The sequence below is a fragment of the Rudanella lutea DSM 19387 genome (assembly GCF_000383955.1).
Lineage (GTDB): Bacteria > Bacteroidota > Bacteroidia > Cytophagales > Spirosomataceae > Rudanella > Rudanella lutea.
The window spans coordinates 4,393,444-4,419,625 of record NZ_KB913013.1 but is presented as its reverse complement, the minus strand read 5'-3'; the positions used below and the strand labels follow the sequence as shown (position 1 = coordinate 4,419,625).

Sequence of the window (26,182 nt, the reverse complement as noted above, 5' to 3'; positions counted from 1 at the left end):
TTTACACGATTAAGACCGCTCCGGCAAGATGTCATCGTTTACGGCGTTACAATCTGAATGGGCGCAACGTATTCAGGGTCGTTATCGTGTGAGGCTTTTTTGGCCGTGCGCCGGGATGCCTTCTTCAGGCTTACTTCGTACAAATCGGGTCGGCGATCTTTGAGGTTCTGCACCGATCCGTATTCGTGCAACTCTTTCAGCAGCGACAGGTCGACGTCGGCGAAGAGTACCATCTCGGTGTTGGTGGTCGCTTCGGCTTTGACCGCGTTGTTGGGAAACTGGAAGTCAGAGGGCGTAAATACCGCCGACTGCGCGTAGTGAATATCGGTATTGGGTACGTTGGGCAGGTTACCCACGCAACCCGAAATAGCCACGTAACACTCGTTTTCGATGGCCCGCGCCTGAGCACAGTTCCGCACGCGATAGTAGCCATTCTGGGTATCGGTCAGAAACGGCACAAATAGAATCTGGGCCCCCTGAGCCGCCAGAATCCGCCCCAGTTCCGGAAATTCGACATCGTAGCAGATCATCATCCCGATTTTACCGCAGTCGGTATCAAACACCCGCACCTCGTTGCCACCCACCATGCCGTAGTACTTCACCTCGTTGGGCGTGATATGAATTTTACGGTATTCCTCGCAGGTACCGTCGCGACGGCATAGATAAGCCACGTTGTACAGCTTCCCGTCGTCCATGAGCGGCATAGACCCCCCCACGATATTGACATTGTACGAGATCGCAAACTTCACCAGCCGTTCGCGAACCTCCTCGGTGTACTCGGCCAGTTTCCGAATGGCTTTGGGCTCGGGCATATCTCGGAACTCGGCCATCAGGGGTGTGTTAAAAAACTCAGGCAACACCAGAAAATCGGCCTTGTAATCGCTCACTACATCCACAAAGAACTCAACCTGATCGAAAAACGCTTCAAGCGTCGGGAAATGGCGCATCTGCCACTGCACCACCCCCAGCCGGATAATGGCATCGGAATGAGAGCGTTTTTTCTTCTCATCCACGTAGTAAATGTTGTTCCACTCCAACAGGGTCGCGAACTCTTTCGACTCGGTATCGCCGGGCAGATAGCCGCGCAGGACTTTCTTCACGTGAAAGTCGTTGGAGAGCTGAAAACTGAGCGTGGGGTCGTAAATTTCCTTTTGCCGGACCTTGGCGATGTAGTCGCGGGGAGAGAGTTTGTCGGCGTAGCTGGCGTAATTCGGAATCCGGCCCCCAGCCATAATACCCTTCAGGTTCAGTTGCTCGCACAGCTCCTTGCGGGCGTCGTACAGGCGTCGGCCGAGCCGTAAATCGCGGTAATCGGGATGCACAAACACCTCGATACCGTAAAGCCAATCGCCCTTGGGGTTGTTCGTGCTGAAGGTATAGCCGCCCGTTATTTCCTCGTAGGTGTGGTTATCGCCAAAATCAGAATACTTTACCCGGATAGCGAGCGCGCAGGCCACCACTTTATCGTCGACCTCCACGCACAACTGCCCTTCCGGAAACACCCGCAGCAGCTTGTCGATGAGGTTTTTCTCCCAATAATCGCCCCCGATGCCACTGTATGACTCAATCATGGCCTCTTTCAGGTCGGCGTAATCTTCTCTCCGTAAGTTTCGGGTATCAATGCGCATACGTGTCGGTCGTTTGTCAATCGCTGTCGGCTCGCCAGAGCTACATGCCTTTACTAACCACTGTAGGCTTGTCGGTGGTTCCGAACGGGCTGAGGTTTTACCCCGGTTTACACCCTGCTTTGAGCGGTTTACTCCTTTGTTTTGTCCATTCACTCCCCGCGGCCCGACAAGCGTTTAGGCGGGCCGGTTATAGCCGTGATTGTCTATTTTTTTACCACATTCTTCAACATAGGAGTAGCCATGAAAAAAACCTTCACGTTTGTCATTGCCATAGTCTTCACGGGCCTGTTATTACCACTAAGCAGCTGTGAGCGCGAACCCGCTGCCGACCTTCGCCCCACCCGTCAGGGTGCAGCCCGCGTAGGTACCCAAAGCCTGGCCGAAATCGTAATCAACAGTCCGGTTCATACCCTGCTCGAAGCCGCCGTGATCCGGGCCGGCCTGGCAGGTACGCTGAGCAACCCCGGCGATTTCACCGTGTTTGCCCCTACCGACGACGCCTTCCGGGCGGCCGGCTTCCCCAACGAAGCCGCCATCAATAGCGCGCCCATTCCGGCTCTGCGCCGGATTCTGGGCTACCACGTTATTCCCGGCAATCGGTTTTTCTCGGATATTTTCCCGGAGGTCGAAGTAGGCTTCAACACACTTATTTCTCCGCAGTTTCACGTAACCCGTCGCGGCATGGGCGTTACCGTCAACGGGATTCCTGTGGCGCAGGCCGATGTGCTGGCCTCCAACGGGGTTATTCATATCCTCAACAGCGTATTGTTGCCACCGGCCGGTAACATTGTCGAAGTAGCTGCGGGCAACCCCAACCTGACGTATCTGGTGGCAGCCGTGCAACGGGCTTCGCAAGGATCGGTAGACGTGCAGCGCGTATTGGGTACAACCCCGCTGCTCACGGTATTTGCGCCCACCAACCAGGCTTTTATCGATGCAGGTTTCGCTACCATCGACGCCATTCGTGCCGCCGACCCGGCCGTGCTGACCAATATCCTGACCTACCACGTGTTGGGGCAGCAGGTGTACTCGCCCAATGTACCCAACAACGCCGACGTACCGACCCTCAACGGGGCAACGCTCCGCACCACCGTTTCGGGTAGTGGTGTACAGGTAAAAGGCCGTAGCAACGCCATGGCCTCCAACGTGGTGATCGCCAACGTGCCCACGCTCAACGGGGTTGTGCACGTAATCGACCGCGTTCTTCTTCCCTAAGTTCTATTCGCACCTTCAACAGGTAATGCCACCCTCCGCCGTGGGGGTGGTATTCCCTTTTTAGGCGCTGGCAAACAAAGTAGCTTATTGCCTGCTTTTTAGAGCACTCCTTATCCACCATGTTTGCGCATCGTTACCGGTACTTGTTTGTAGCCTTGCTGGCAGGCTACTCGTACCTGAATCTACATTTTCTCGACACCCTGCCCCGCTATCAGATTACGGCTCCCAACTGGGTAGCGGCCGGGGTTGTGCTGGCTATTGTCTGGCTTATCTGGGAGGGCAATCATCTGTTGAGTCGGGGAATTCCGGCCGCGCAACGTCGGTGGCCGTGGCCCTGGCATCCGCTGCTCATCCATTTTGTATTGAGCCTGCTGCTGGTGCTGGTTGTGATTGTGCCAATCGTGTGGTTTGTGGGCGGGGCCTTCGAGGGGCATAGCCTCACCAACCTCGTGCTGGTGTTTAAGCTGTGCCTGGTGTTTGGCTACCGGGTCAACCTGTTTATTAATATCCTGAACGCTGTCGAGTTTCTGTTTCGTCAGTACCGCCAGTCGCAGCTGGAGGCCGAACAGTTGAAAAAAACCACCGTTCAGGCCGAACTCCAGGCGTTGAAAGCGCAGGTGAATCCGCATTTTTTGTTCAACAACTTCAACGTACTGAGTTCGCTGGTCGACAAAGACCCTGCTTCGGCCAAGGAGTTTATTCAGCAGTTGTCCAACGTGTACCGGCACGTGCTCGATCAGAGCAACCGCGAACTGGTATCGCTCAGCGAGGAGATGCAGTTTCTTGAATCGTACAGCTATCTGCTCAAAACCCGTTTCAATGGGGGTCTACGTATTCAGCTAAACGTACCGGAGCCGTACCGCCACTACTACATTGTGCCGGCGGCCCTGCAAATGGTGCTGGAAAATGCCATCAAACACAACATAAGCTCCCACAATCGCCCGCTTACTATCAACGTCTCGGTCGAAGATTCGCCCGGCTTAGTGGTAACCAACAATGTACAGCCCAAAACCGAAGTCGAGGGCTCTACGCGGGTGGGCCTCAGAAACATTAGCCAACGGTATCGGTTTATTACGCAACGCGACGTGTCGGTGGTGCAGCAAGACGGCACGTTTCGGGTTACTCTTCCACTGATCCGCCTTTCCAAACCATGAATGTGTTGCTGATTGAAGATGAAGACCTGGCGGCCGAACGGCTGGCCAAGCTGATCCGGGAGCACGACGATAGCCTGACCATTCTGGGGCCGCTCGATTCGGTCGACGATGCCGTCGACTGGTTTGCGACTCACCCCCAACCCGACTTGTTGCTGCTGGATATTCACCTCTCCGACGGTCTTAGCTTCAGCATCTTCAACCGCACGTCGGTGCACTGTCCGGTTATTTTTACCACCGCCTACGATCAGTACGCCCTGCGCGCCTTCTCGGTCAACAGCGTCGACTACCTGCTCAAACCCGTTGACCCCACGCAATTGGGCCGGGCGCTGAATAAATGGCGCAGTCGGCTGATGCCGGTTCCGGTACTGGCTCCTGATCTGATCCGTCAGTTGAGCCGCGATATTGCGCACCTCTCACGGGCCTACAAAACCCGGTTTCTGGTCAAATTTGGTGACCACCTCCAGTTTCGGAATACCGACGACGTGGCCTACTTCTATGCCGACGGCAAGATTGTTTACCTCGTCTCGACCGACAACCGCCGGTATGTGATCGACTACACGCTCGAAGAACTCGAGATGCAGCTCGACCCCCGGCAGTTTTTCCGGGTAAACCGCAAGGTAGTGGCCCGTATCAACACTATTCGGGATATTCGGACCAACGTGGGTGGCCGCCTGCGCCTGCACTTTCAGCCCGCCCCCGACGACGAGGTGTTTGTGAGCCGCGAGCGGGTCCCCGAGTTTAAAGCGTGGCTGGAGCAATAGCCACCCGAGGGCGCCCGCGCCCGTATGTCAACTATCCACTGTTCTCAATCCGATGCGCCATCCCGTACTCACTCTCCTCGTTGCCTTTTTTGTTACTTCTACCGTTTACGCCCAAATAACAACCGCCCCCGAAACAACCGATGTACTAGCTCTCCGTAATGGCTGGGTACTACGCGGACGGCTACTGTCGGCCCCTTCAGACGCCAGCGTGACCATTGAAACCCGCGATGGCAACCGGTTTGTCTTTCCGCAAACCGACGTCCTGAGCATACGGCACGAGAAAGCCCCGACTACACGCAGCCGGGGCTATGGTCTTTTTGTTGAACTCGGTCCGTTGGCGGCTCGCAACACAACGGCGCAGGCCGTTACAACAGCCGCTATCACGTTTCACATCATCAACGGGTTTCGGTTTAGCCGTTGGCTATACGCTGGCCTCGGCACCGGGGTCGACCTGTACGCAACCCAGACGTTTGTACCGTTTTTTGCCTCTGTCCGGGGCGACTTGTCGGGGCCTTCGCTACGGCAGGGGCCGGTGCCTTTCTATTTCGTCGATGGCGGCTACAGTTTCAACGCAACCGTAAACGACACCCCCGGCCTGAACTACATTGGTGGGGCCTACACCTCAGCCGGGTTAGGCTTGCGGTTTCCGTTTGTGCGCAACACCAGCTTCCTGTTGAGCGGTGGGTACTATCTTCAACGGTCCATCATTGAACAGCCCGACCGGAGTTCGCGCCAATCGGCCGATTTTAACCGGGTAGCTATCCGCGCCGGGTTTACGTTCTAACGGGCCATTTCTGCGATCAACGCACCGCACCACGTGCTACACGGCCAGCCGCTTTTCCAGCTCGGTCAGGTGCTCGTCGGTGAAGTCGAGGTGGGTCACAAACCGAACCAGGTGTTTGCCAAACGTAACCGCCCGGATGCCCTTTTCGGCCAACTGATCCACATAGTCAGCGGCCAGAATAGACTCGGGCAACCGGAAAATAACGATGTTTGTGTCAATCGGATAAATCTCTTCGACCTCAGGTCGTTTTTCGAGTATCGCCCCGATTTTGCGGGCGCGGGAGTGGTCAATTTTAAGCCGGTTCACGTGGTGATCGAGGGCGTAGATGCCCGCGGCCGCCAGAAAACCAGCCTGCCGCCAGCCGCCCCCCATCAGTTTCCGGTACCGACGCGCCTGCGCGATAAAATCACGCTTACCCAGCAGCAGTGAGCCCACCGGGCACCCCAGCCCCTTCGAGAGGCAAATACTGATTGAGTCGAACAGTTGGCCGTAGGCTTCGGGGCTATCGCCGGTTTCGATCAGGGCGTTAAAGAGCCGGGCCCCGTCGAGGTGCAGCACCAGCTTATGGTCTTTGCACACCTGCTGAATGGCGGCAATTTCGGGCACGGTATAATAACAGCCGCCCCCTTTGTTCATGGTGTTTTCGAGCGACACCAGCCGCGACAGGGGCCGGTGCGGATCGGCGGGGTTGTTCACCGCATCGCGAATCAGCTCCGGGGTTAGTTTACCGCGCACACCCGGCAGCAAGGCCACCGACACCAGCGCATTTGCCATGGTACCGCCCCCCTCGTACAGGTAGATGTGCGAGAGTTGATCGCAGATTACCTCGTCGCCGGGACGTGTGTGCGTTCGAATAGCCAGTTGATTGGTCATGGTTCCGCTGGGGCAGAACAGGGCAGCCTCCATACCAAACAGTTCAGCGGCTTTCGTCTCCAGCGCATTTACGGTAGGGTCGTCGCCGAAAACATCATCGCCCAGCGGGGCCGAAAACATAGCCTCGCGCATGGCGGGCGTCGGTTGCGTAACGGTATCGCTACGAAGGTCAATTGTCATGGTTTATAGTTTCTGGTTTACAGTCTTCAGTGTACGGTTTACAGTTGGCTAACGCGTGATCAGACCGCTTTGCGCAACTGAAAACTATAAACTGAAGACTGTAAACTTTCTTAGGCCAACCTCAGTACAGTCTCAGCGTCGACACCGAGCCGTAAGTGTATTCGTTTTGCCAGATCCAGATTGGGCTTGCGCTTTCCCGACAGCACATCCGATAAGCGCGCTTCCGATACGTTAAGAATCCGCGCCAGGTCGCGCTGTTTCATCCGCTGCTCGTACATTTTGTGCTCCAGAATATCCACCAGATTTTTCGGGGGCGGCACGGGCAATGGCATAATAGGGATGCTGTCTTCGTAGGCTTCAATAGCTTTTGCCAGGACTAAGAACCGGGCTTCCCGCTCTTTATCTCCCTCGAAGCCTTCGGCAATCAGCTTATCCAATTCAGCAAATGCAGCGCTACATTCTATGGCGTCTGTGATTGTCATTGCTTTTTTTGGTCTATGGTTTTAACATCAACTCTGTCATACTCTGTGTGAGTACCGATGAATTTGATATAGACAGTCCTTACAGAAAAAAACGTCAAGGCTACCAGACGATACTGATTCCCTTTCAGGTTGAAAACAATACGCTTATCCCCTACGTAATCAGCATGATTAAACGTTTGCCTGACATCAGCGAACGATTGCCAATCGGCACGGCTCACTATATCATACCACTCATTGAGGGCATTGGCGACATCGGGGTGCCGTTGGGCAAACTCATTCAATATTGTTTTGCTGATGATGACCATGAGCAAGGCATTAAGATCACAAGTGACGGGGGCAAATAGTTCGCAAAGTAAAAAATAATTCCGATTTGCGGAACTATACCAAATCCCAGCCCTTCCGGTTTTCGCGGGAGAGCAGCGCATTGGCCGCCCGGTTGTGCCGGAACTTCTCTTTGCGGGGATTCCACTCCAGGGTTTCGCCGAGCCGCCACGCAATCAGGCCCAGGTGCATAGGCAGGGTCATCTGCCGGGCGTAGGCCAGATTCGATTCGGGTTCCTTCCGCGACTTCACCGAGTCGATAAAGTTCTGCTGATGACCGGGCGAGCGTTCGAGCGTAATCGGAACCTCAGGCACATCGTTCATCGTGACCCCATTAATCGTGATTTCGCGGGTGCTGTAATCACAGAGTAGAGTGCCTTTGTCGCCCTCAAAATAGGCCCCAATGCCCCGTTTTTCGGCACCCGGCACGTTGGGGGGCGTACTTGTCCAGTGCAGGTTCAGCCCCTCGAACGCGTAGTCGATGTCAATCCATTTCGGGGCATCGCCAATGCCCTCGGGGGCCTCTCCCCTGGCGCGTACCGTCCGTAGCCCCGTTGGGTTCAGCGCCCACCAGACCACATCGGCAATGTGGCACCAGAAGTCCTGAAACACCCCGCCGGAGTAATCCAGAAAGTACCGGTACGTGAAATGGCAACGCTCCGGCGTGTAGAGCGACGCGGGCGCGGGTCCCTGCCACATGTCCCAGTTAAGTGTGCTGGGTGGAGTCTGGTAATTGGCCGGGCCCAATACGGGCGGGGTGCCGGTTCGCCAAAGCCGCACGGTATGCACTTTACCGATGGCGCCCGCCCGGATCAGTTCGACAACCCGGTGGTAATTGTCGCCGGCATGAATCTGGGTGCCCAGCTGAAAAATACGGTTGTAGCGTTTTTGGGCTTTGAGCATCTGCTGCCCCTCGCGCACGTTGTACGAGAGCGGTTTCTCCCCGTACACATCTTTACCCGCCTGAAACGCCATAATGGCAATTTGCGCGTGCCAATGGTCGGGGGTAGCGCAGGTGATGGCGTCGATGTCGTTGCGGTCGAGCAGATACCGGAAATCGGCGTAGGTTTTGGCCGTCGTATTGGGGTGATGCCCTTTGAGCGTCGCGAGCGCTTTGTTTAGGTGATTTTCGTCCACGTCGCACAGGCCCACCACGTCTACATCGGGCAGTTTGGCAAACCAGTTGAGGTGAGCGGTACCCATGCCGTTGAGGCCAATATGGGCCACGCGCACTTTGTCGGAGGGGGCCACGCGTCGTTTGAAACTCGGCAACAGGGCCAAACTGAGGGCGGCTGCACTGCTTTGCTGCAAAAACGCCCGGCGATTCATAGAGTTGTTCATGGAGGGGACTTTAGAGTTAAATGTATAATGTATAGTGCAGAAAATGAATAATATACTGATAGTCAAACACATAAACCATCATTGATTATTCATTCTCCATTCCTTGTAGACTCGCACCGTCTGTAGACCTATTTACTCCGCTCCGGCGGGCAAAGGGCCATTGACGTAGATTTCTTTTCTTCAGAGACCGAAACCACCTACATTCGCTTCTGTAACCTTAACTGATTATCACAATGGCTGTCAATGCAAAACACCTCGCCACCTTTATTCTGGGTGCTGCCGCCGGGGCGGCTCTGACCAAGTATCTGCAAACCGAAGAAGGCGAAAAACTCATGGCCGACCTGAAGGAAAAAGGCAACCAGTTTAAGTCGGAAGCCGAGGCCGCTGTGGATAATGCCCCTGAGTATTTCGACAATCTGCGCAATCAGTTGGCCGATATGCTCAAAAACAATTTCCCCAACGCCGAACAGGCCATCAACGACATCCTCGGCAAGAAACCTGAACTCCCAACCACCGAAACACCCAACCCGTCCCCGACGTCGCCCAATCCGGCACCCGATCAGGTTTAAAATTGGAATCGTTTCCGCACCACCGTCTGATTACTGCCCCGCCCCTGCTCGAAAACAACCTCAGCCGGACGAGGCACCCGAATCAGATCGGCGGGTAACTCGTTCGATTCATCGTATAACAACAATTGGAATGACGCTCCCGGTCGCAGCTGCACAGTGAGCGTCATTTCTTTGTTGACGGGCAGGCCGTGGCACACCACCGTCGACAGGGTTTGCTGCCCCGCCGATGCCACTGTGGGTTTCACCGGCTCGTTGTTTATCCGAACCGACCGGATGGTGGTCGTGTCGGGCGTCAGTAGCCCAATCTCGAACCCGGCCGCTCCCCGCACCGAACGCAGCCGGAGTTGTACCGTTCGGCCAGTAGCCGTGCTGCTATCCCGCAATAACTCGGCCGTAGGCGCCGGTATGGCTAAGGCGCGGCCTTCGCTCCAGCGCCGACGACGCCCGGTAGCCGGGTAAAACGCCTTGAACAGCCCCACGCTGTCGGTGGCAAAAAATTGCTTTTTCCAGGGGTCCATTTCGAGCGATTCGGTGGCCCAGTACGCCCGGCCTGCGTCGGCATCGAGGTAGTAGCTCACGTGTGAATGCAGCGGCTGGGTAGCACTCGGGGCCTCGGCCCGCACCGCCCAGACCGTCAGAGCCAGCCCGGCCACCAACGCCAGCAGCGGCACGGTGGGGCCATTGCGCCAGCGCAACTCCTGCTCAATTCGCAGCCCAAGCGGCAACAGCAAACCGAGGGTAATTACCAGCCCCAACACGGCTATCACGATGGGGAGCTGCAGGTCGAACGTGACAAACAGCAGCCGCACCAACGGAATCAGCAGCAGCGTGGGCAGCATGGTCAGTACACCCAGCAATGCCTGTTTGGGCGAAAACCGACGCTGATACCCCTCCGACCGAAGCACGAGTAGCGTACCCAACGCACTGAACAGCAAGGGAAACAAAAGCTGAAAGGTAACCGAGGGCAACGCAACCGCTTGCCACAGAATAAGTCCGTACAGAAAAAAATACACGCCCATCACAAACGCAAACGGCCGAATCCAGCGCAGTACCAGCCGGGTCAGCAAGCCAAATACCCCTACCGTAAGCAGGGTGTAAGCGACCAGAAACCGGTCGGAACCGTAGATACCGTTGATGTACGCCGAGAGCGAAAACAAGGGGCCTTCCCAGAGAGTCAGGTGGTAAGCCGGTGGCAGATAAGCCCGTACGCCCACCGTAATGGGCCAGAACAACGCCAAAATCAATATCAGCATCAGCAAAAACAGGCCCGCACCGGCCAGAGTTTGCCCCACGGTAAGCACCTTTTTGCGGAGGGCCGTCGCCAGCGTAAAGGCCAGTACGGCCGTGAGCAAGGCCACCAGCCCCCAATTATAGGCCATGGGGTACTGCACAAAATGATACCCGAGCGTATTGAAGAAAATTTTGTCGGGGGCTTTGGTCTGCTCGAGCGATTGGCTCGCCACGTAGCGCGTCATAGCCAGCAGATTGCTACCGTGGTGTTGCATACTACCGAGGTCCAGGTTTTCGGGCGAGTCGGTCAGTTTGTGGTAATGCACAAAGCCGTCGATGTAAGCCGAGTTGATGCCCGTGTAGCCCGCGTTTCGAAAAATGGTGAAATCGGTATTGTTGGGCAGGCTCCGGTAAATTTCGTACATCAGCGACGACGCCAGTGGGTACGGGGCCGCTTTGGCAAACGCTTCTACGGCCCAGCCGTTTTGCGGGCTGATCTCAAACGTCATGCTCGGGCCACGGGTGCCCCGCGCTTCGAGGTTCATCACAAACCCCACTTCACCCGCCCACGGGTGCCGCAAAAATGCCTGCGGGCCATAGAGGCCGTACTCTTCCCCGTCGGTAATAAGCACAATCACGTCGTGCGGCAGGGGCGGCCCCGCGCGCAGGGCCCGTACGGTTTCCAGGATCGCGGCCACGCTCGATGCGTCGTCGGCAGCTCCAATGGCGTTGGGTTGCGAATCGTAATGCGCCATCAGCAGGGCCACTTTGCCCGGTTGCTGCCCCCGCAACCGCCCCAGCAGGTTGTACACGTACCCCACGCTACCCCCGCGCCGACCCGCTACGGGCGTTTCCTGCACCTGCGGGTTGAGGCCCAGCGCCCGCATCTGATCCAGCAGGTACGCACGCACCGACGCGTGCGCGGCCGTGCCCATCGCGTGCGGGGCCACCGACATGGCCTTAACGTGTACAAAAGCACGTTCGGCCGAAAATTCGGTCGTGGGTGCAGTGGCTGGCAGAGGTTTGGGAGGCTGCATGAGCTGAATCAGACCCAGCGCCAAGCCGGTCAGCAACAGCAGGGTCAGCAGAGCGACCCGTTTCGGAAGAGAGAGCATTCAGGTAGAGGGGAAGAAAAAGGCAAGTTAGCAAACAGATTTTTTATTATTCCGCGACAATGTTAACCTTTTCTAATACAGGGCTTGTCACATGGTTTTTTCCACCAATTTTACATCCGAAAATATTCCTTTCGTGTGTCTCGGGAGAAGCCCCACAGGCTCGGCGGCCCAACCGCACACGTTCACTCTTTCGCTCTTTATTCGTCCATGAAAACAGTTGATTCGTACAATTTCGCCGGCAAGAAGGCGCTCGTTCGGGTAGACTTCAACGTGCCCCTCGACGCACAGTACAACATCACCGATGATACCCGCATCAAGGCCACCATTCCAACGATCACCAAAATCCTGAACGACGGTGGTTCGGCTATTCTGATGTCGCACCTCGGGCGGCCCAAAGACGGCCCCACGGAAAAATATTCCCTTAAACACCTGGTGCCCACCCTGTCGGAAACGTTTGGCCGGGCCGTGAAATTTGCGGATGACTGCATTGGCCAATCGGCTACCGACCTCGCGGCTTCGCTGCAACCGGGCGAAATTCTGTTGCTCGAAAACCTGCGTTTTTACAAGCAGGAAGAAAAAGGTGATGTCGAGTTTGCCGAAAAGCTCTCAAAACTGGGCGATGTGTGGGTAAACGACGCCTTCGGAACGGCGCACCGGGCCCACGCCAGCACGGCCGTAGTAGGGCAGTTTTTTCAGGATCGGGTGTGCGGCTACGTGATGCTGGCCGAAATTGAAAACGCCGATAAAATCCTGAACAACGCCGAAAAGCCATTTACGGCGATCATGGGCGGGGCCAAAATCTCCGACAAAATTCTGATCATTGAGCGCCTGCTCGACAAAGTCGACAACCTGATTATCGGCGGGGGTATGACCTACACCTTCGTGAAAGCGCAGGGCGGCAACATCGGTAAATCGCTGCTCGAAGCCGACAAACAGGATCTGGCTCTCGATATTCTGAAAAAAGCGGCCGAAAAAGGCGTGAAGATTATCATGCCCGTTGATAACGTTTGCGCCGACGACTTCTCGAACAACGCTAACCGGCAAACCGTGGCAGCGGGCCAAATTCCCGACGGTTGGGAAGGTCTCGACATTGGCCCCGAAACAGTAAAGCTGTTTACGGAGGTAGTTGCCAACTCAAAAACCATCCTCTGGAACGGCCCGATGGGCGTTTTCGAGTTTGAAAACTTCGCAACGGGCACCAACGCCATTGCCGAAGCGGTAGTGAAAGCAACCGAAGAAAACGGCGCGTTTTCACTCATTGGCGGGGGCGACTCGGCCTCGGCCATAAATCAGGCCGGTTATGGCGACCGGGTTAGCTATGTCTCGACCGGTGGCGGTGCCCTGCTCGAATACATGGAAGGCAAAACCCTCCCCGGTGTAGCCGCTTTGCAGTAGCATAACACAACCTTGAAAAAAGGGATGACAGCTCTCCCAGCGAGCTGTCATCCCTTTTCCGGTCTTTGCACAAGCGATGACATCTTGTTCGGAAAGATGTCATCGCTAACTTGGCCTTTGTATGCTCGAAACTCTTCATCAGCTCGATACTGACCTATTTCTGCGGCTCAACGGGCTGTACGCCCCCTGGCTCGACCCGATTATGGTCTGGATTACGGAGCGTAACTCCTGGTTTCCCTTCTACGCCCTGCTGCTGGGCTGGCTCGGGTACCGGTTCCGTTGGCAAGCCCTTCCGCTTATTCTGACCCTCGCCGTAGCCGTGGCCCTGAGCGATCAGACGGCCTCAGCCCTGCTCAAGCCCCTTACCCTACGGCTCCGCCCCTGTCATGTTTCGGCTTTACAACCGCTCATCCATCCGGTGCTGCCGTGCGGAGGGCAGTACGGGTTTGCGTCATCTCATGCTGCCAATGCCTTTGCCCTGGCTACCGGATTGTGGCTCCTGCTGGGCCAACGTTACGGGTGGCTTCGCTGGACATTCGTGTGGGCGTTTCTGCTTGCTTACAGCCGCATTTACGTGGGTGCCCACTACCCACTCGACGTTCTGGCGGGTGCGGGCATCGGCGTCGGGATGGCGGCCCTGAGCGTCACTCTCTACCGCCAGTTCACTCCCGCCCACCTCCGCATTGCGGCCCTCTGAGCCGTTTTGGAGTTGGGTTTATGAGTACGCCGAAACAGTTCCGCGAATGCTACCCATAAACCCAAAACGTCGGTCGCCACGAACTCTTAGTTAGCCCGGCGTTTTTCGTCTTCGGCTCCGCCCGTCCGCCGACGCGTAGGTGCCACTTTATCATTGCCAAACCGGTACGAGAACGACAGGGTAGCTACCCGCGAATCGCGACGCTGGTAAAACCGCTCCACAAAGTTGTCGTAGGCCGAAGTCGCCCGCACTTTGTTCGTGAAAAACAAGTCGGCCACACTGAACTTGAGCGAACCCTTACGATCCCACAGGGCTTTTTGCACTCCGGCCGTCACCTGTCCGTTGGGCCGGACCCGCAGAAAACCGTACTGCTCGCCCGACTGGAAGCTGCTGTTCAGCTCACCCGACCACCCCTTACCGAATGTAAACGTGTGGTTGCTGCTCAGGTTAAACGCCGGGCGACCTTTGTTCAGGGCCGTACCAGCCAGATTACCCACAAAATGGCTGTAGTAGAACACCGCGTTATTGTAAATCTGCCACCACTTGGCGGGTTGCACCGGTACAGTAAACGTCAAGGCAAAGTAATCCTGCCGGTCGAGGTTCACATTGGTCGAGATGACTGTTGAGTCGGTTTCGGGCTGAACCACACTGATCATGGGCAGTGAAGTGCGGCTGTAGCTCAGACCGGTGGTGTACTTGCCTTTGAACGTATGCGAAAACTCCAGATTATAGCTCGTTTCGGGGCGTAGGTTGGGGTTACCTGAGCCTGAGGTTGTGGGGTCGATAATGATTCGGAACGGGTTCAGTTGCCCGTACGAAGGCCGGTTGATCCGGCGGCTCAGAGTCAGGTTGAGCTCATGGTTTTTACCAAATGCCCGCTTCAGAGCCGCGCTCGGAAACAACTGAGCGTACCGGCGCGTGAAACTGCTGTCGCCCACCACCTGCCGCCCCTCGGCCAAGGTATGCTCAGCCCGCAAACCTGCCTGCAAATTCCACTTACCCACCGTGCGGTTCCAGTTGACGTACCCCGCCGTGATCGACTCGTTGTACTTGAACCGGTTGGTTCGGTTGGGGTCAATGGTGGTTATATCGCCTTCAGTGAACCGAAATACCACGTCGTTGTCCGACGATACCCGGCTAAACTTGGCACCGGCCTCCAGTCGGCCGCCGTTGCTCAACGGGCGCGCATAGTCGGTCTTACCCGACCAGATGGTCAGGTCGCCCTGCTGATCGCCCACCAGCAATACCGAGCGCCCCGTTAGTTTGTACAGCGTTGTCAGCTCCTGCAAGCGGTCGGAGGTGTAACGGGCGTAGTCGACGTCGGCGGTGAGTTCGGGGCTGTTGGCATCGGCCGAAACGTTATGCTTAAAATTCAGGTTGGCCGACAGGTTAGGCGCATCGAACGAGCGCGTGCTCCGGGCCTCGTACCGGTCCGTAAGCGTACCCTTTTCATCGAAGAGGCTCGTCTGATTCAGACCATTACGGGCAGGGCCCACTACTTTCTGCGCATTGACCACTGCCCCCAACACCGTTTGTTTCGACAGGGAGTAATCGATACCGGCCCGCACCGAATGCGACTTAAACGCCATCGGCATCCGGTTCGACTGATCGCTCGTACCTGTCAGGGTCTGGGTCCGGTTGGGGCCCACGGCAAAAAAGTCGCGGTGCATATCGAGCATCGAGATTCCGCTCCGGTCTGAGTAGTTGTACGACCCAAAGAGGTTAACCGACTGTCCCGGCCGGGTAGCCTGCCGGTTGTTGAGCGTAACCCCGGCCGTGTATTTGTCGTACTGACTACGGCCGTAACTGGCCTGCACCGAGCCATTGGTGCCCATTCGTCCGTCTTTCTTGAGATTAATGGCAATGACTCCGGCAGTACCCTGTGCATCGTATTTGGCGGGCGGGTTGGTAATCAATTCAATACTTTTCAGCTGATCGGCCGGTAGGGCACGCAGGTAATCGGCCAGTTCGGTACCGGTCATAGGCTGCCGTTTGCCATCAATCAGTACCAGCACATTCTGCCGACCGCGCAGAGCGAGGTTATCGTTGTTATCGACGGTCACGCCCGGCGACCGCGCCAAAATATCGAGCGACGTGTTGCCAGCCGCCAGCGGGCTCCCTTCCACATTGACCACCGTGCGGTCGGCTAAACGCTCGTAGAGGGGTTTCTGGCCAATTACTTTGACTTCTTTGAGGGTCGTACTACCCGCTGCCGACAGTTTCAGGGCCTCAACCGTAACCGGCTCGGTACCCACCGTAATCGGCGCCGACCACATCCGGTTGAGGCCCACCTGCGAAGCCGACACCCGGTACTTCCCGGCCACTGGCAGCGAAAACCGATACGTACCCTGTGCATCAGAAAACTCCGCTTTCACCACGCTCGAATCAGCCACCCGGTGTAGCGTTACGGTGGCAAACTCCAGCGGTTTACCGGCTTCGTCCTGCACCAAACCGCTTAGTTGCGCACCGGTTTGCGCATGGCTCATTGGCACAAAAAACAGGATGAACAATAGAGATGCCAGCACGGTCCGTACTGGTTTTAACAGATGGCCCAACGAGGTGGGCTGTGGCTGAGATGAGGATAACGTTTGCATAGCGACAGCAAATCTATGATATATCATTAAATAAAAGACGTATGTTGCGGGCTCGAGCGCGCATCTATTGGTTGAATGAGCTAAATCCGGGATAAACGGTCGAATCCCGAGCATTTTATTTAAACTTGCGCCTTCCCAGATTTGACGGCTATCTCCATGCTGAACGACATTATTTTTTATACGCTTGACAAAACGATCAAGCAATACCGACAATTTGCACAAGCCAATATTGATCGGGCTGGTTTTGACATTACCATTGATCAGTGGCTGGTACTAACCGTGATTGGAGAGTCGCCCGAATCGGGGCAGGCCGAAATAGCCGATCGGGTCTTTAAAGATCAGGCATCGGTAGCCCGTATTATCGAGTTGCTGGTTAAAAAGAATCTGCTGCACCAAACAGCGAGCCAAACCGACCGTCGTCGAATTGTGCGAAAGCTTACCAAGGAAGGCAAACAACTGCTCGAAGCGGTGGCCCCTATCATCAGCCGCAACCGGTCCATTGCCCTCGATGGGCTTGCGCAAGCCGACATTGATCAACTCCGGCACTCCCTGGAAACCATCTTTGCCAACTGCCGATTCGCCCATAAACTCGCTAGCGAGCACATCTCGGATTAAACTCTGCCTCGGAAAACTTGCACAATACGTTGTTTTTTGCCTGTTCGGGTTAAAGTGTCGGTTGGGATTAAAGCATTCGAAGGAATTGGCCCATCTTTTCCGTACCTTTGCGGAAATTTTTCCGGCACACGATGGCTTCGTTCAATCCGGTGAAAATCTTTTCGGGGAGTCAGTCAACCTACCTCGCTGAGAAGATTGCGCACTACTACGGTAAAGAGTTAGGCGGCTATACTTGCCGCCGATTCAGCGACGGCGAAATGTCGCCCAGCTTTGAAGAATCAGTTCGCGGTTGCGACGTGTTTTTGGTACAATCCACACTCCCGCCCGCCGACAATCTGATGGAACTCCTGCTGATGGTGGATGCCGCCCGGCGGGCCTCAGCCCACTACGTAACCGTGGTGATTCCGTACTTCGGGTACGCCCGGCAGGATCGGAAAGACAAACCCCGGGTGGCCATTGCGGCTAAGTTGGTGGCCAACATGCTCGCTGCAGCCGGTGCCGACCGCCTGATGACGATTGACCTGCACGCGGGGCAGATCCAGGGCTTTTTCGACTTTCCGGTCGATCATCTGGAGGGAACATCGGTTTTTGTTCCGTACATCAAAAGCCTGAATCTGGACAATCTGGTCATTGCCTCACCCGACGTAGGTGGTGCTAACCGGGCCCGTACGTTTGCCAAGCATTTCAACGCCGACATTGTGCTCTGCGACAAGCACCGCAAGCGGGCCAACGAAATTGCTTCGATGCAGGTGATTGGCGATGTTGAAGGGGCCAACGTGGTACTCATCGACGACCTGATTGATACGGGGGGCACACTGGCGAAAGCCGCCCAGATTATTCTGGACAAGGGGGCCAAGTCGGTGCGGGCCATCTGTACGCACCCGGTTATGTCGGGCAAAGCGCACGAGAACATTCGGAACTCGGTGCTGGAAGAGTTGGTTGTTTCGGACACGATCCCGATGCGGGAGATGAACGAAAAAATTAAGGTGCTGTCGGTATCCGAGCTTTTTGCCAAAGCCATCGGCCGCATCCGTGATCACGAATCTATTAGTTCGCTTTTTATAAAACACTGAGCGAACGAGTGAAAGATCGAAACAGTGAGAGAGCGAGTTGGCTCCGTCACTGATTCGCTCTTTTGCTCGTTCGATCTTTCACTTTTTTATTTTTTGCATCATGAAGAAAATCGAGATTGTAGGGTACAAACGAGCGAATCTCGGCCCCACTCAGGCTCAGGCCATTCGTAACGAAGGCAACATTCCGTGCGTATTGTACGGAGGCTCAGAGCAAATTCATTTCTACGCACCCGCTATTCTGTTCCGCCCGCTGCTGTTCACGCCCGACGTGTACGAAGTGACGCTGAACATCGAAGGCGATGAGTATCAGGCGGTGTTGCAGGAAACGCAATTCCACCCGGTAGCCGACAACCTGCTGCACGCTGACTTCCTGCAAATTGTAGAGAACAAGCCCATCAAGGTATCGGTACCCGTTCGGTTGGTTGGTAATGCACCAGGCGTACAAAAAGGTGGTAAGCTGGTAACCCGCGTTCGCAAACTGCGTGTACGGGGTCTGGCACAGGATATCCCTGATTATATTGATGTAAACGTAAGCGACCTCGATCTGGGTAAATCAGTACGGGTTGGCCAGATTCAGGCTGGTAATTTCGTTATTCTGGAAAGTGCATCAAACCCAGTTGCTTCTATCGAAATCCCACGTGCACTGCGGGGCCAGATGGCAGGCAAGTAATTTTTGTCGCAAGACTAATTGTAAGGCTAATAGATACGAAAAGCCCGTTTCCTCTCTGGAAACGGGCTTTTTTGTTTAGAATGGTTGCTCTCGTTGCCTGTACAATTAATGGATAATGTACAGTGTAAAATGAATAATGTATCAGCTGAAATCAACCCGGGAACGCATTATTCACTGTGCATTTTACATTATGCATTATCCATTTTACATTACCCATTATCCATCCAATTCCCCCTAATGCCCCAAATGAAGCATGGCGGCTTCGTTCAAAATCAAGTGTCCACCGATGGCGTAAATGAGCTTTTTGGCGTTGGCCATCTGCTGCACGGTTACCGTGACCCGGTGGCCAATCCGGACGGGGTTACAGGCCGCTGGTACACAGCTGCATGACCAGGTTGCCGGACTATTCCAGTCGCCATCTTTGACGCTACTGATTTCGGGGCCTTCCATACCTTCCATACAGTGGTTGGCCGGTTCGCTCACAACGAGTGTCAGCGTTGTACTGGCCGATGCGCCATACGGATCTACAACGGAAATTACGATTGTCTGGCTACCCGCTTGCGTAAGCGTGCCCGACAGGACCCGCGTGGTTTTATTGAATACCAGCCCAGCGGGTAGTCCAGTAGCCGACCAGGCCAATAACCCATTTTCGGGATCGGCGAAGGTGCTATCGGGCACAGTGTACGAGAACGACATCCCAACCGTTGCCGACAGGGGGGCGGGCACCGCATAAACCACCGGCGGAAGATTAGCACACACAGCTGTCAGATCGAACGGCCGCGAAACTTCCACTCCGTTCTGACGAGCCATCAGGGTAATCAGGCCAGGGTCGCTTCGCAGCTCGGCGTCGATGATATGCGTAGGTTCCGACGTCCAGCCAGTAATCCCTGTCGCCATGTATTCAATGGGCGAGCCATCGCCACCCGTTGTTCGGAACGTGAGCGCGCCCGTTTGGCAGTTGTACAACGGCTGCACGAGCGTAAACACACGCGGGCCGTCGGGCAATACCGTAAACGAAGCTACGTAGGTTGTATCCTTCGGAGGGATCACAACATATCCATCGGCCGGTACAGCGGGCGACCATTCGGTAAACTCGTAGGCACTGTCGGCCAGCATCTGTACACCCGTGGTTGCCAGATTGATTCGCATACCCACCACAAACGACTGACTATACGGGGCCGTATGCGGGTGGCCGTCGAGGTTAATCTGCATACCAGGCGGGTTGGTAGCAACCGTCAGCTTCACAATAGTCGGGTCAATATCAACAGTGTCGCGAGCTGATAGGCCTTTCGAGTCGGTCACAGTCAGAATAAGCCGGTACCAGACATTAACAGCCGTTTCGCCCTGATTCGGAATCGTAAATGTGCCGCTCGCAGCCCCTGTGGCAATGGGAGGTCCATCGTGATAGTGCGTGTCGTGGTAGAGGTACACCCGCCAGGTAAACGCGCTGGGAGGCAACACCCCGTCTTCAGCATCGACGGCGGTACCCGAGAAACTGATGGTTGTGCCCGCCGTATATTTGGTATGGTTGGCGGGCGTAAGGATGTCGGGCACCGGCGCGGCATTATAGCCCAAGCTAACGAGGCTCACCGTATTGCTGGTGACGCTACCGTAGCCGTTGCTAACAATCACGCGGTAATTTCCCGCCACAGCCGACGATACACTCGGTATCGTGTACGAGGAGCCGGTAGCAGTAGGAATATCTTCTTCATTCAGCTGCCACTGGTAGGTAATGGGTGTGGCCCCCGATACCGAAACCCCAAACGAGGCCGGTTGCCCATCGAAGGCCGATACACTCACCGGCTGAGCCGTAATAGCCGGGGCCAGTTGGTCGCTGTAAATAATCCGGTACAGATGGCCGCTATCCCGGGTGATGAAATACAGGTTTCCGTCGGGGCCGGTGCTGATACCGAGGGGCGATGAGGGTATGCCCGTTGCAAACGAACCCCGTACGGGTGTTGGCCCGGACAGGTCGAGGTAGTTGATCCACTGGTTACAGTAGTCATGGAAGAAATAGCGCCCTGTCCACTCGGCTGGATAACTGGTCTGCACCGGATTGAAAAACGTGCCTCCTGTAATAGCGCAGCCCACACTATCGCCATCGCCATGCCCGTATGTATAAAACGGATTGGTGAAGGCCGGGTTATAGTCCACACCCTCGGCCTGTGGCCAACCGAAGTTATGGCCCGGTTGGGTAGCATCGTTGATCTCTTCCCAATTCAAAAAACCCACATCATTGACAAAAATACGACCTGTAACCGGCTGCACCGCGAGGGTAAACGGGTTGCGTAAGCCCATAGCCCAAATTCGCTGCCGGGCCTCCGATCCGGTTTGATTAGGATTATCGGATGGTATGGTCCCGTCCGGGTTGATCCGTAGCAGCTTACCCCAGTGGCTATCGGGATCCTGGGCGTTAAGGGGCGAGGCATGGTCGCCAATGCCGATGTACAATTTTCCGTCAACGCCAAACCGCATCGACCCACCATTATGAAATTCACCGTAAAGCGGTGGTTCCAGATCCAGTAGGATAGTCTCGCTACCGGCAACTACCACATCGCCGTTGGCCGTAAACCGGCTAACCCGGTTATGGGCCGGGCTGCCCGGCACGGTGTAGTAGAGGTACACGTAGCCGTTGCTGGCAAAGTCGGGGTCGAGGGTGATACCATCGAGGCCCCGCTCGCCGTTGCTGTCGACGGTAAGCTCCAGAAACGGCGTTGGCAACAAGGCTCCATCCTTAAAAATACGAACGGTACCGCCTTGCTCTGTGATGAAAATGCGCCCATCGGGGGCAAACGCCATGGCAGTGGGGGTACTGAGTCCGTCGCTAAGTTGAACCAGATTAAATCCCGCGGGTAAACTCTGTGCGTTGAGAACGGTGCCAGTCAGCAAAAAGAGCCAGAGAAGTAGGCCATACGAAGCGTGTAGCACCCGAGAAATCGGTACACAGATACGGGTAAAATGGAGCATAGTTAATGTGTCGTTACGGAGGGGCTACAAAAATCAACCACAAGTTTACACAAACTTGGGAGTCAGTACAATGACGAGTGCCATTCGTAGAGATAATACAGCACTGGAGTAACTACTGTATTGGTCTTCCACACTTGCACTCCCCCCGGTTTTTTGTTGTTTTGCGCCATGAATTACGCCCGTAGCTCCGCTCCTGCTTTGCCCGATTTTTTTTTCAACATTTTAGTAACCGTTGGGATTGTCCTTAACGCACTGGGACTGTTCAGCTTGATTATGGAGCCCGATGGTGCACTGTACGCAACCATTGCCAAAACCGTTGCAGAATCAGGTGATTTTGTGAACCTGATCGTGGAAGATCGGGATTGGCTCGACAAACCGCACTTCCCGTTCTGGGTGGCGGCCATCAGCTACAAAATTTTCGGCATCAACTCGTTTGCCTATAAGTTTCCGGCGTTTCTGTTTTTTCTGGGGAGCGTATGGTACACCTATCAGTTTGCCCTGTTGGCGTATAGTCGGCTGGTAGCCCAGATTTCGACCCTGGTGATGCTCACGGCTTTACACCTCGTTATTTCTAACAATGATGTACGGGCCGAGCCGTACCTGACCGCTCAGGTGATCGGGGCGGTGTTTCATTTTTTCCGGCTTTACCGCTCCGACCGCCCGCTGGATCTGGTGCTGGGTGCTCTCTGGACGGGTATGGCCCTGATGACCAAAGGGCCCTTTGTGGTTGTTCCGATTGGGGCCGGGCTGTTTATTCATATTGTACTCACCGGCCAATGGCGGGAGTTTTTACAACTACGCTGGTACCTGGCAATTGTGCTCTCACTGCTGTTTTGCCTGCCCGAACTGTACACGCTTTACCTTCAGTTTGACCTGCACCCCGAGAAAGTAGTGTTCGGTAAAACGGGCAACTCCGGCATCCGGTTTTTCTTCTGGGATAGTCAGTTCGGGCGGTTTTTCAACACCGGCCCCATCAAAGGGTCGGGCGAGAAGACATTTTTCCTGCACACCACCCTGTGGGCATTTGCCCCCTGGGCCTTACTGTTGTATGCCGCCGTAGGGCGCGCCGTTCTGCGGCTGATTGGGCGCATACCGTACCTGCCCGAATACGTTTCGCTGGGGTCAGGGCTGATGACCTTTCTTCTGTTTTCGCTGTCGGGGTTTCAATTACCGCACTACCTCAACATTGTTTTTCCTTTTTACGCCGTACTCACCGCCCATTTTCTGACTACCCTGCGCAACAACGTAACCCATCGGCGCTGGCTCCGAACCATCCAAATACAGTACCAATTACTGTTGGTTATTGTAGGCGGGCTTATCTGGTATTTTCGGCCACAACCTATGGCGGGGGCCATTATCTGGGCCGTGTTGGTCACCGTGGTCACGGCCGTACTGGCGCGGGGGCGCTGGCTTACGGCCCTGGTGGGCTGGGCCGTAGGTAGCTCGGTGCTGGCGTTGGGTTTTTACAACCTGTTTCTGTACCCCCAACTGATGCCCTACCAGGCTGGTGGCGAAGCGGCTTTTTACATCAACGAACACAACACCCCCGAGCAACCCGGCGGTATGCGGCTGGCGGGTATGTACGTCGAAGACCAGTATTCGTTTGAGTTTTACCTGAAGCAGCGGGCTTACTATTGGCGTACCAAGGCTGACCTGAAAGCCGTAGCCGACAAAGAGCCCGTTTGGATTCTGACGAGTCCTACCCACCTGGATACCCTCCGGCAAGATGGCTGGCGGGTGGCCCCTATCGACACGTTCAACTTTTTCCACGTCACCAAGCTCACCGGCGAATTTCTGAACCATCAGACCCGCGCGCAAACCCTGAAACCCAAAGTATTGGCCGAGGTCCGTAGCCGACCCTGAGCGTAGTCGGATAGCCCTAAAACAAAACGGGCCGGAACCGTTTTGGCCCCGACCCGACGCACTAAATCAAACCAGTGTGCTTACTTACCGTGGTCCATCACCGGAATTGATACCGTCATGTTATCCCAGGCAATCGCAATGCTGTTGTTGGCAGGCGTGATGGTCAGCTTCTCGATAGGCGTTTTGTTGCTCGATACTTTGGCCTTCACATCAACCACATTGTTAGCTTTGTTTTTCTCGTACTCATACGCCCCCCACTGTCCGAGCGTTGAGTTGAGCACAACTCCCCACTCTTTTTCACCGGGGAAGGTAACCAGCGTGTAGGTGCCTGCCTTAACGTGCTTACCGCCAAACATAACGTCGTTTTTAAACGTCACCTCGGTAGCTTCGTTGGCACCGGTACGCCAGGGCTTACCGTACTTCTCCAGACTGGCTGAACCCTCAGGTCCGAAGATGACCCGGCCGCGCTTTGAAGGCTGACCGTACACAACTTTAATGTTTTTGTTCGGGCTCTCAGCCGTGATACGGGGGCTGGCGGGGGCTTTCTGACCCTGGGCCATGGCCACCGTCAGGGTGGTTAACAGCAGCAGAATGAATGCGCTAAATTTTTTCATGTTTGTAAAAAGTGGTTTGTATTAACAACGCAACGTAAACGGCTGTCTACTCAAATTGTTGTTTAGAATCCCGCTAATTGCGCCCTTTATGGACAGATGGACGCACAAAAGGTTTAAAGGAGCTCCTTAGCCGCCAAATATGCAGCCGCTTACTTGCAGGATTGAACAACTTCACCTTATTTTTATCCAATAATTAGTATGCACGCATACGATTAACCAAAAATCAGCCCGTCCGATGGCAACCTATTTCAGCAAACGCAACCTACAGTTTCTGCTCCATGAAGTATTTCAGGCCGAGCAACTGGCCCAATACGAATACTTTAGCGGACACGACAAAGAGACCTTCAACATGGTGCTCGATTCGGTGACCCACATCGCCGATACGCTCATGTACCCGTACCTCAAAGAAGCCGACAAAAACCAGCCCGAACTAAAAGACGGAAAGGTAACGGTGCATCCGAAAATCAAGGAATACCTGAAGGCTATGGGCGAGGCTGGCCTCATTGGAGCCGGTTTTAGCTACGACCACGGCGGTCAGCAGCTGCCTGAGCTGATCAACTCGACGGTGGGCTTTATCCTGATGGCAGCCAACAATGGCATGATGTACACCGGCCTTACCTCTGGTGCGGCTCATCTTATCACGTCGTTCGGGTCCGAGGAACTCCAGAAAACCTACGTCGAAAATATGCTGTCGGGTAAGTGGCAGGGCACTATGGCCCTCACCGAGCCGCAGGCAGGTAGCTCGCTCTCAGACGTGGTCACGTCGGCCACTCCGCAGCCTGACGGCACTTACAAAATCCGGGGACAAAAGGTGTTTATCTCGGCCGGTGACCACGATGCCACCGACAATATCATTCACCTGCTGCTCGCCCGTATCGACGGAGCCCCCAAAGGCACCAAGGGCATTTCGCTGTTTGTGGTACCCAAGTACCGGACCGATGGCGCGCCCAACGACGTGACCTCTACGGGCGTGTACCACAAAATGGGGCAGCGGGGTGTACCGGCTATGCACCTGACCTACGGCGAAAACGACGATTGTATCGGGTATCTGGTGGGGCAACCGCACATGGGGCTTTCGTACATGTTCCAGATGATGAACGAGGCCCGCATTGGGGTAGGTATGACAGCGGCCGCCATTGCCACGGCCGCTTACCATGCAGCCCTGCAATACGCCAAGGAACGCCCGCAAAGCCGCCGACTGAATCAGAAACACGCGCTCGACGCCCCGCAAACACCCATTATCAACCACCCCGATGTGCGCCGGATGCTGCTGTTCCAGAAAGCCGTAACCGAGGGGTCGCTGTCGTTGCTGCTCGAAACGGCTCGCCTGTTCGACCTGGCGCAGGTGACCGAAGGCGAAGAAAAAGAAAACAACACCCTACTGCTCGAAATTCTGACGCCTATGGCCAAAACCTATCCCTCTGAAATGGGTGTACAGGCCACCAGCCAAAGCGTGCAGACTTTTGGCGGGTACGGGTTCACCGAAGATTTCCCGGTGGAACAACTCTACCGTGATATCCGGATTACGCCGATCTACGAAGGCACCACCGGGATTCAGGCGCAGGATCTGCTCGGTCGGAAAATGACCATGAAGGGCGGCAAAGCGGCCCAGCTGCTGTTTGCTGAAATAGGTAAGAGTATTGCCGAAGCGAGTGCTTACGACGACCTGAAGCCCTATGCCGACAAGCTCAACCGCGAACTAAAGCAGGCGCAGGAGGTATTTATGGCCCTGATGCCGCACGCCATGAGCGATGTGGAGCGCTACCTCTCCGACGCTACCCTGTTCCTCGAAATGCTCGGCATCGTCACCGTGGCATGGCAGTGGCTTAAGCAGGCCGTAGTTGCCAAACAGGCGTTGCTTACCCAAAACCCACAGGGTGACGAGTTGGCGTTCTACGAGGGTAAAATCCACACGATGAAGTTCTTCTTCCACTACGAAGTGCCCAAAACCCTCGGTTTGGCGGCCCGCCTGAAAGACCCTGAGGTGCTGACGATCGTATCGGAGAAAGAGCTGGCGCTGTAATAACCTGTAGAGACGCCT

At 55.4% G+C, this 26,182-nt stretch carries 21 protein-coding genes; 12 read left to right on the top strand and 9 right to left on the bottom strand.

Features of this window, described 5'->3' with window-relative positions; all coding sequences use genetic code 11:
* Window positions 1-38: 38 nt before the first annotated feature.
* A complete protein-coding gene (locus RUDLU_RS0118330; protein ID WP_019989869.1) occupies window positions 39-1,628 on the bottom strand; it encodes a bifunctional GNAT family N-acetyltransferase/carbon-nitrogen hydrolase family protein in 1,590 nt (529 codons plus the stop codon).
* Window positions 1,629-1,868: 240 nt separating this feature from the next.
* Between RUDLU_RS0118330 and RUDLU_RS0118325 the strand changes: the two genes are divergently transcribed.
* From RUDLU_RS0118325 to RUDLU_RS0118310, 4 genes are all read left to right on the top strand, one after another.
* Window positions 1,869-2,843: a fasciclin domain-containing protein gene (locus RUDLU_RS0118325; protein ID WP_019989868.1), complete on the top strand. Its 975-nt coding sequence runs from the start codon at window positions 1,869-1,871 to the stop codon at window positions 2,841-2,843.
* Between the two features lie 119 nt (window positions 2,844-2,962).
* The gene (locus RUDLU_RS0118320; protein ID WP_019989867.1) at window positions 2,963-3,997 is read left to right on the top strand and encodes a sensor histidine kinase; all 1,035 of its coding nucleotides are present in this window, start codon (window positions 2,963-2,965) and stop codon (window positions 3,995-3,997) included.
* Window positions 3,994-4,758 (top strand): LytR/AlgR family response regulator transcription factor, encoded by a 765-nt coding sequence (locus RUDLU_RS0118315; protein ID WP_019989866.1) that lies wholly within the window; start codon window positions 3,994-3,996, stop codon window positions 4,756-4,758. Before RUDLU_RS0118320 ends, RUDLU_RS0118315 begins: the two co-directional genes overlap by 4 nt.
* Before the next feature lie 52 nt (window positions 4,759-4,810).
* Window positions 4,811-5,542, top strand: a complete 732-nt coding sequence (locus RUDLU_RS0118310; protein WP_019989865.1) for a hypothetical protein — start codon at window positions 4,811-4,813, stop codon at window positions 5,540-5,542.
* A gap of 36 nt (window positions 5,543-5,578) precedes the next feature.
* Here the strand turns inward: RUDLU_RS0118310 and RUDLU_RS0118305 are convergent, their stop codons facing one another.
* From RUDLU_RS0118305 to RUDLU_RS0118290, 4 genes are all read right to left on the bottom strand, one after another.
* Window positions 5,579-6,595 carry a threonine aldolase family protein gene (locus tag RUDLU_RS0118305; protein ID WP_019989864.1) on the bottom strand — a complete coding sequence of 339 codons (1,017 nt, stop codon included), beginning with the start codon at window positions 6,593-6,595 and terminating at the stop codon, window positions 5,579-5,581.
* A gap of 110 nt (window positions 6,596-6,705) precedes the next feature.
* A complete protein-coding gene (locus RUDLU_RS0118300) occupies window positions 6,706-7,032 on the bottom strand; it encodes a helix-turn-helix domain-containing protein (RefSeq protein WP_169578053.1) in 327 nt (108 codons plus the stop codon).
* Window positions 7,033-7,073: 41 nt separating this feature from the next.
* Complete coding sequence (locus RUDLU_RS29360) at window positions 7,074-7,382, bottom strand: type II toxin-antitoxin system HigB family toxin (RefSeq protein ID WP_019989862.1); 309 nt, start codon at window positions 7,380-7,382, stop codon at window positions 7,074-7,076.
* Between the two features lie 73 nt (window positions 7,383-7,455).
* A complete protein-coding gene (locus tag RUDLU_RS0118290) occupies window positions 7,456-8,739 on the bottom strand; it encodes a Gfo/Idh/MocA family protein (RefSeq protein ID WP_019989861.1) in 1,284 nt (427 codons plus the stop codon).
* Between the two features lie 233 nt (window positions 8,740-8,972).
* Here RUDLU_RS0118290 and RUDLU_RS0118285 point away from each other — a divergent pair, with 233 nt between their 5' ends.
* Window positions 8,973-9,308, top strand: a complete 336-nt coding sequence (locus RUDLU_RS0118285; protein WP_019989860.1) for a YtxH domain-containing protein — start codon at window positions 8,973-8,975, stop codon at window positions 9,306-9,308.
* On the opposite strand, the gene RUDLU_RS0118280 is transcribed toward RUDLU_RS0118285, so the two are convergent.
* The gene (locus RUDLU_RS0118280; protein WP_019989859.1) at window positions 9,305-11,653 is read right to left on the bottom strand and encodes a M28 family peptidase; all 2,349 of its coding nucleotides are present in this window, start codon (window positions 11,651-11,653) and stop codon (window positions 9,305-9,307) included. The genes RUDLU_RS0118285 and RUDLU_RS0118280 overlap by 4 nt on opposite strands.
* A 207-nt stretch (window positions 11,654-11,860) precedes the next feature.
* Between RUDLU_RS0118280 and RUDLU_RS0118275 the strand changes: the two genes are divergently transcribed.
* Window positions 11,861-13,048 carry a phosphoglycerate kinase gene (locus tag RUDLU_RS0118275; protein ID WP_019989858.1) on the top strand — a complete coding sequence of 396 codons (1,188 nt, stop codon included), beginning with the start codon at window positions 11,861-11,863 and terminating at the stop codon, window positions 13,046-13,048.
* Between the two features lie 121 nt (window positions 13,049-13,169).
* Complete coding sequence (locus RUDLU_RS0118270; RefSeq protein ID WP_019989857.1) at window positions 13,170-13,745, top strand: phosphatase PAP2 family protein; 576 nt, start codon at window positions 13,170-13,172, stop codon at window positions 13,743-13,745.
* Between the two features lie 86 nt (window positions 13,746-13,831).
* Here RUDLU_RS0118270 and RUDLU_RS0118265 read toward each other — a convergent pair whose 3' ends face one another.
* Window positions 13,832-16,270 carry an outer membrane beta-barrel protein gene (locus tag RUDLU_RS0118265; protein WP_245581688.1) on the bottom strand — a complete coding sequence of 813 codons (2,439 nt, stop codon included), beginning with the start codon at window positions 16,268-16,270 and terminating at the stop codon, window positions 13,832-13,834.
* Between the two features lie 225 nt (window positions 16,271-16,495).
* On the opposite strand from RUDLU_RS0118265, the gene RUDLU_RS0118260 reads away from it, so the two are divergent.
* The 3 genes from RUDLU_RS0118260 (at window position 16,496) to RUDLU_RS0118250 (ending at window position 18,697) form a co-directional block, all read left to right on the top strand.
* Window positions 16,496-16,954, top strand: coding sequence for a MarR family winged helix-turn-helix transcriptional regulator (locus RUDLU_RS0118260; protein WP_019989855.1), 459 nt, complete (start codon window positions 16,496-16,498; stop codon window positions 16,952-16,954).
* Window positions 16,955-17,085: 131 nt separating this feature from the next.
* Window positions 17,086-18,027, top strand: a complete 942-nt coding sequence (locus RUDLU_RS0118255; RefSeq protein WP_027303190.1) for a ribose-phosphate pyrophosphokinase — start codon at window positions 17,086-17,088, stop codon at window positions 18,025-18,027.
* A 100-nt stretch (window positions 18,028-18,127) separates the two neighbouring features.
* Window positions 18,128-18,697: a 50S ribosomal protein L25/general stress protein Ctc gene (locus RUDLU_RS0118250; RefSeq protein ID WP_027303189.1), complete on the top strand. Its 570-nt coding sequence runs from the start codon at window positions 18,128-18,130 to the stop codon at window positions 18,695-18,697.
* 234 nt (window positions 18,698-18,931) lie between these two features.
* Here RUDLU_RS0118250 and RUDLU_RS28855 read toward each other — a convergent pair whose 3' ends face one another.
* Entirely contained in the window at window positions 18,932-21,664 is a 2,733-nt protein-coding gene (locus RUDLU_RS28855) for a PQQ-dependent sugar dehydrogenase (RefSeq protein ID WP_019989852.1), read from the bottom strand.
* A 168-nt stretch (window positions 21,665-21,832) separates the two neighbouring features.
* Here RUDLU_RS28855 and RUDLU_RS0118240 point away from each other — a divergent pair, with 168 nt between their 5' ends.
* Window positions 21,833-23,527, top strand: coding sequence for an ArnT family glycosyltransferase (locus RUDLU_RS0118240; protein ID WP_019989851.1), 1,695 nt, complete (start codon window positions 21,833-21,835; stop codon window positions 23,525-23,527).
* Window positions 23,528-23,607: 80 nt separating this feature from the next.
* Here RUDLU_RS0118240 and RUDLU_RS0118235 read toward each other — a convergent pair whose 3' ends face one another.
* Window positions 23,608-24,141: a DUF2911 domain-containing protein gene (locus tag RUDLU_RS0118235; RefSeq protein WP_019989850.1), complete on the bottom strand. Its 534-nt coding sequence runs from the start codon at window positions 24,139-24,141 to the stop codon at window positions 23,608-23,610.
* Between the two features lie 235 nt (window positions 24,142-24,376).
* On the opposite strand from RUDLU_RS0118235, the gene RUDLU_RS0118230 reads away from it, so the two are divergent.
* Window positions 24,377-26,164 (top strand): acyl-CoA dehydrogenase, encoded by a 1,788-nt coding sequence (locus RUDLU_RS0118230; RefSeq protein WP_019989849.1) that lies wholly within the window; start codon window positions 24,377-24,379, stop codon window positions 26,162-26,164.
* Window positions 26,165-26,182: the final 18 nt, after the last annotated feature.

Coding starts and splice junctions, on each gene's coding strand:
- RUDLU_RS0118330 (WP_019989869.1), bottom strand. CDS start 1,628: ATGCGCATTGATACCCGAAACTTACGGAGAGAAGATTACGCCGACCTG.
- RUDLU_RS0118325 (WP_019989868.1), top strand. CDS start 1,869: ATGAAAAAAACCTTCACGTTTGTCATTGCCATAGTCTTCACGGGCCTG.
- RUDLU_RS0118320 (WP_019989867.1), top strand. CDS start 2,963: ATGTTTGCGCATCGTTACCGGTACTTGTTTGTAGCCTTGCTGGCAGGC.
- RUDLU_RS0118315 (WP_019989866.1), top strand. CDS start 3,994: ATGAATGTGTTGCTGATTGAAGATGAAGACCTGGCGGCCGAACGGCTG.
- RUDLU_RS0118310 (WP_019989865.1), top strand. CDS start 4,811: ATGCGCCATCCCGTACTCACTCTCCTCGTTGCCTTTTTTGTTACTTCT.
- RUDLU_RS0118305 (WP_019989864.1), bottom strand. CDS start 6,595: ATGACAATTGACCTTCGTAGCGATACCGTTACGCAACCGACGCCCGCC.
- RUDLU_RS29360 (WP_019989862.1), bottom strand. CDS start 7,382: ATGGTCATCATCAGCAAAACAATATTGAATGAGTTTGCCCAACGGCAC.
- RUDLU_RS0118290 (WP_019989861.1), bottom strand. CDS start 8,739: ATGAACAACTCTATGAATCGCCGGGCGTTTTTGCAGCAAAGCAGTGCA.
- RUDLU_RS0118285 (WP_019989860.1), top strand. CDS start 8,973: ATGGCTGTCAATGCAAAACACCTCGCCACCTTTATTCTGGGTGCTGCC.
- RUDLU_RS0118280 (WP_019989859.1), bottom strand. CDS start 11,653: ATGCTCTCTCTTCCGAAACGGGTCGCTCTGCTGACCCTGCTGTTGCTG.
- RUDLU_RS0118275 (WP_019989858.1), top strand. CDS start 11,861: ATGAAAACAGTTGATTCGTACAATTTCGCCGGCAAGAAGGCGCTCGTT.
- RUDLU_RS0118270 (WP_019989857.1), top strand. CDS start 13,170: ATGCTCGAAACTCTTCATCAGCTCGATACTGACCTATTTCTGCGGCTC.
- RUDLU_RS0118260 (WP_019989855.1), top strand. CDS start 16,496: ATGCTGAACGACATTATTTTTTATACGCTTGACAAAACGATCAAGCAA.
- RUDLU_RS0118255 (WP_027303190.1), top strand. CDS start 17,086: ATGGCTTCGTTCAATCCGGTGAAAATCTTTTCGGGGAGTCAGTCAACC.
- RUDLU_RS0118250 (WP_027303189.1), top strand. CDS start 18,128: ATGAAGAAAATCGAGATTGTAGGGTACAAACGAGCGAATCTCGGCCCC.
- RUDLU_RS28855 (WP_019989852.1), bottom strand. CDS start 21,664: ATGCTCCATTTTACCCGTATCTGTGTACCGATTTCTCGGGTGCTACAC.
- RUDLU_RS0118240 (WP_019989851.1), top strand. CDS start 21,833: ATGAATTACGCCCGTAGCTCCGCTCCTGCTTTGCCCGATTTTTTTTTC.
- RUDLU_RS0118235 (WP_019989850.1), bottom strand. CDS start 24,141: ATGAAAAAATTTAGCGCATTCATTCTGCTGCTGTTAACCACCCTGACG.
- RUDLU_RS0118230 (WP_019989849.1), top strand. CDS start 24,377: ATGGCAACCTATTTCAGCAAACGCAACCTACAGTTTCTGCTCCATGAA.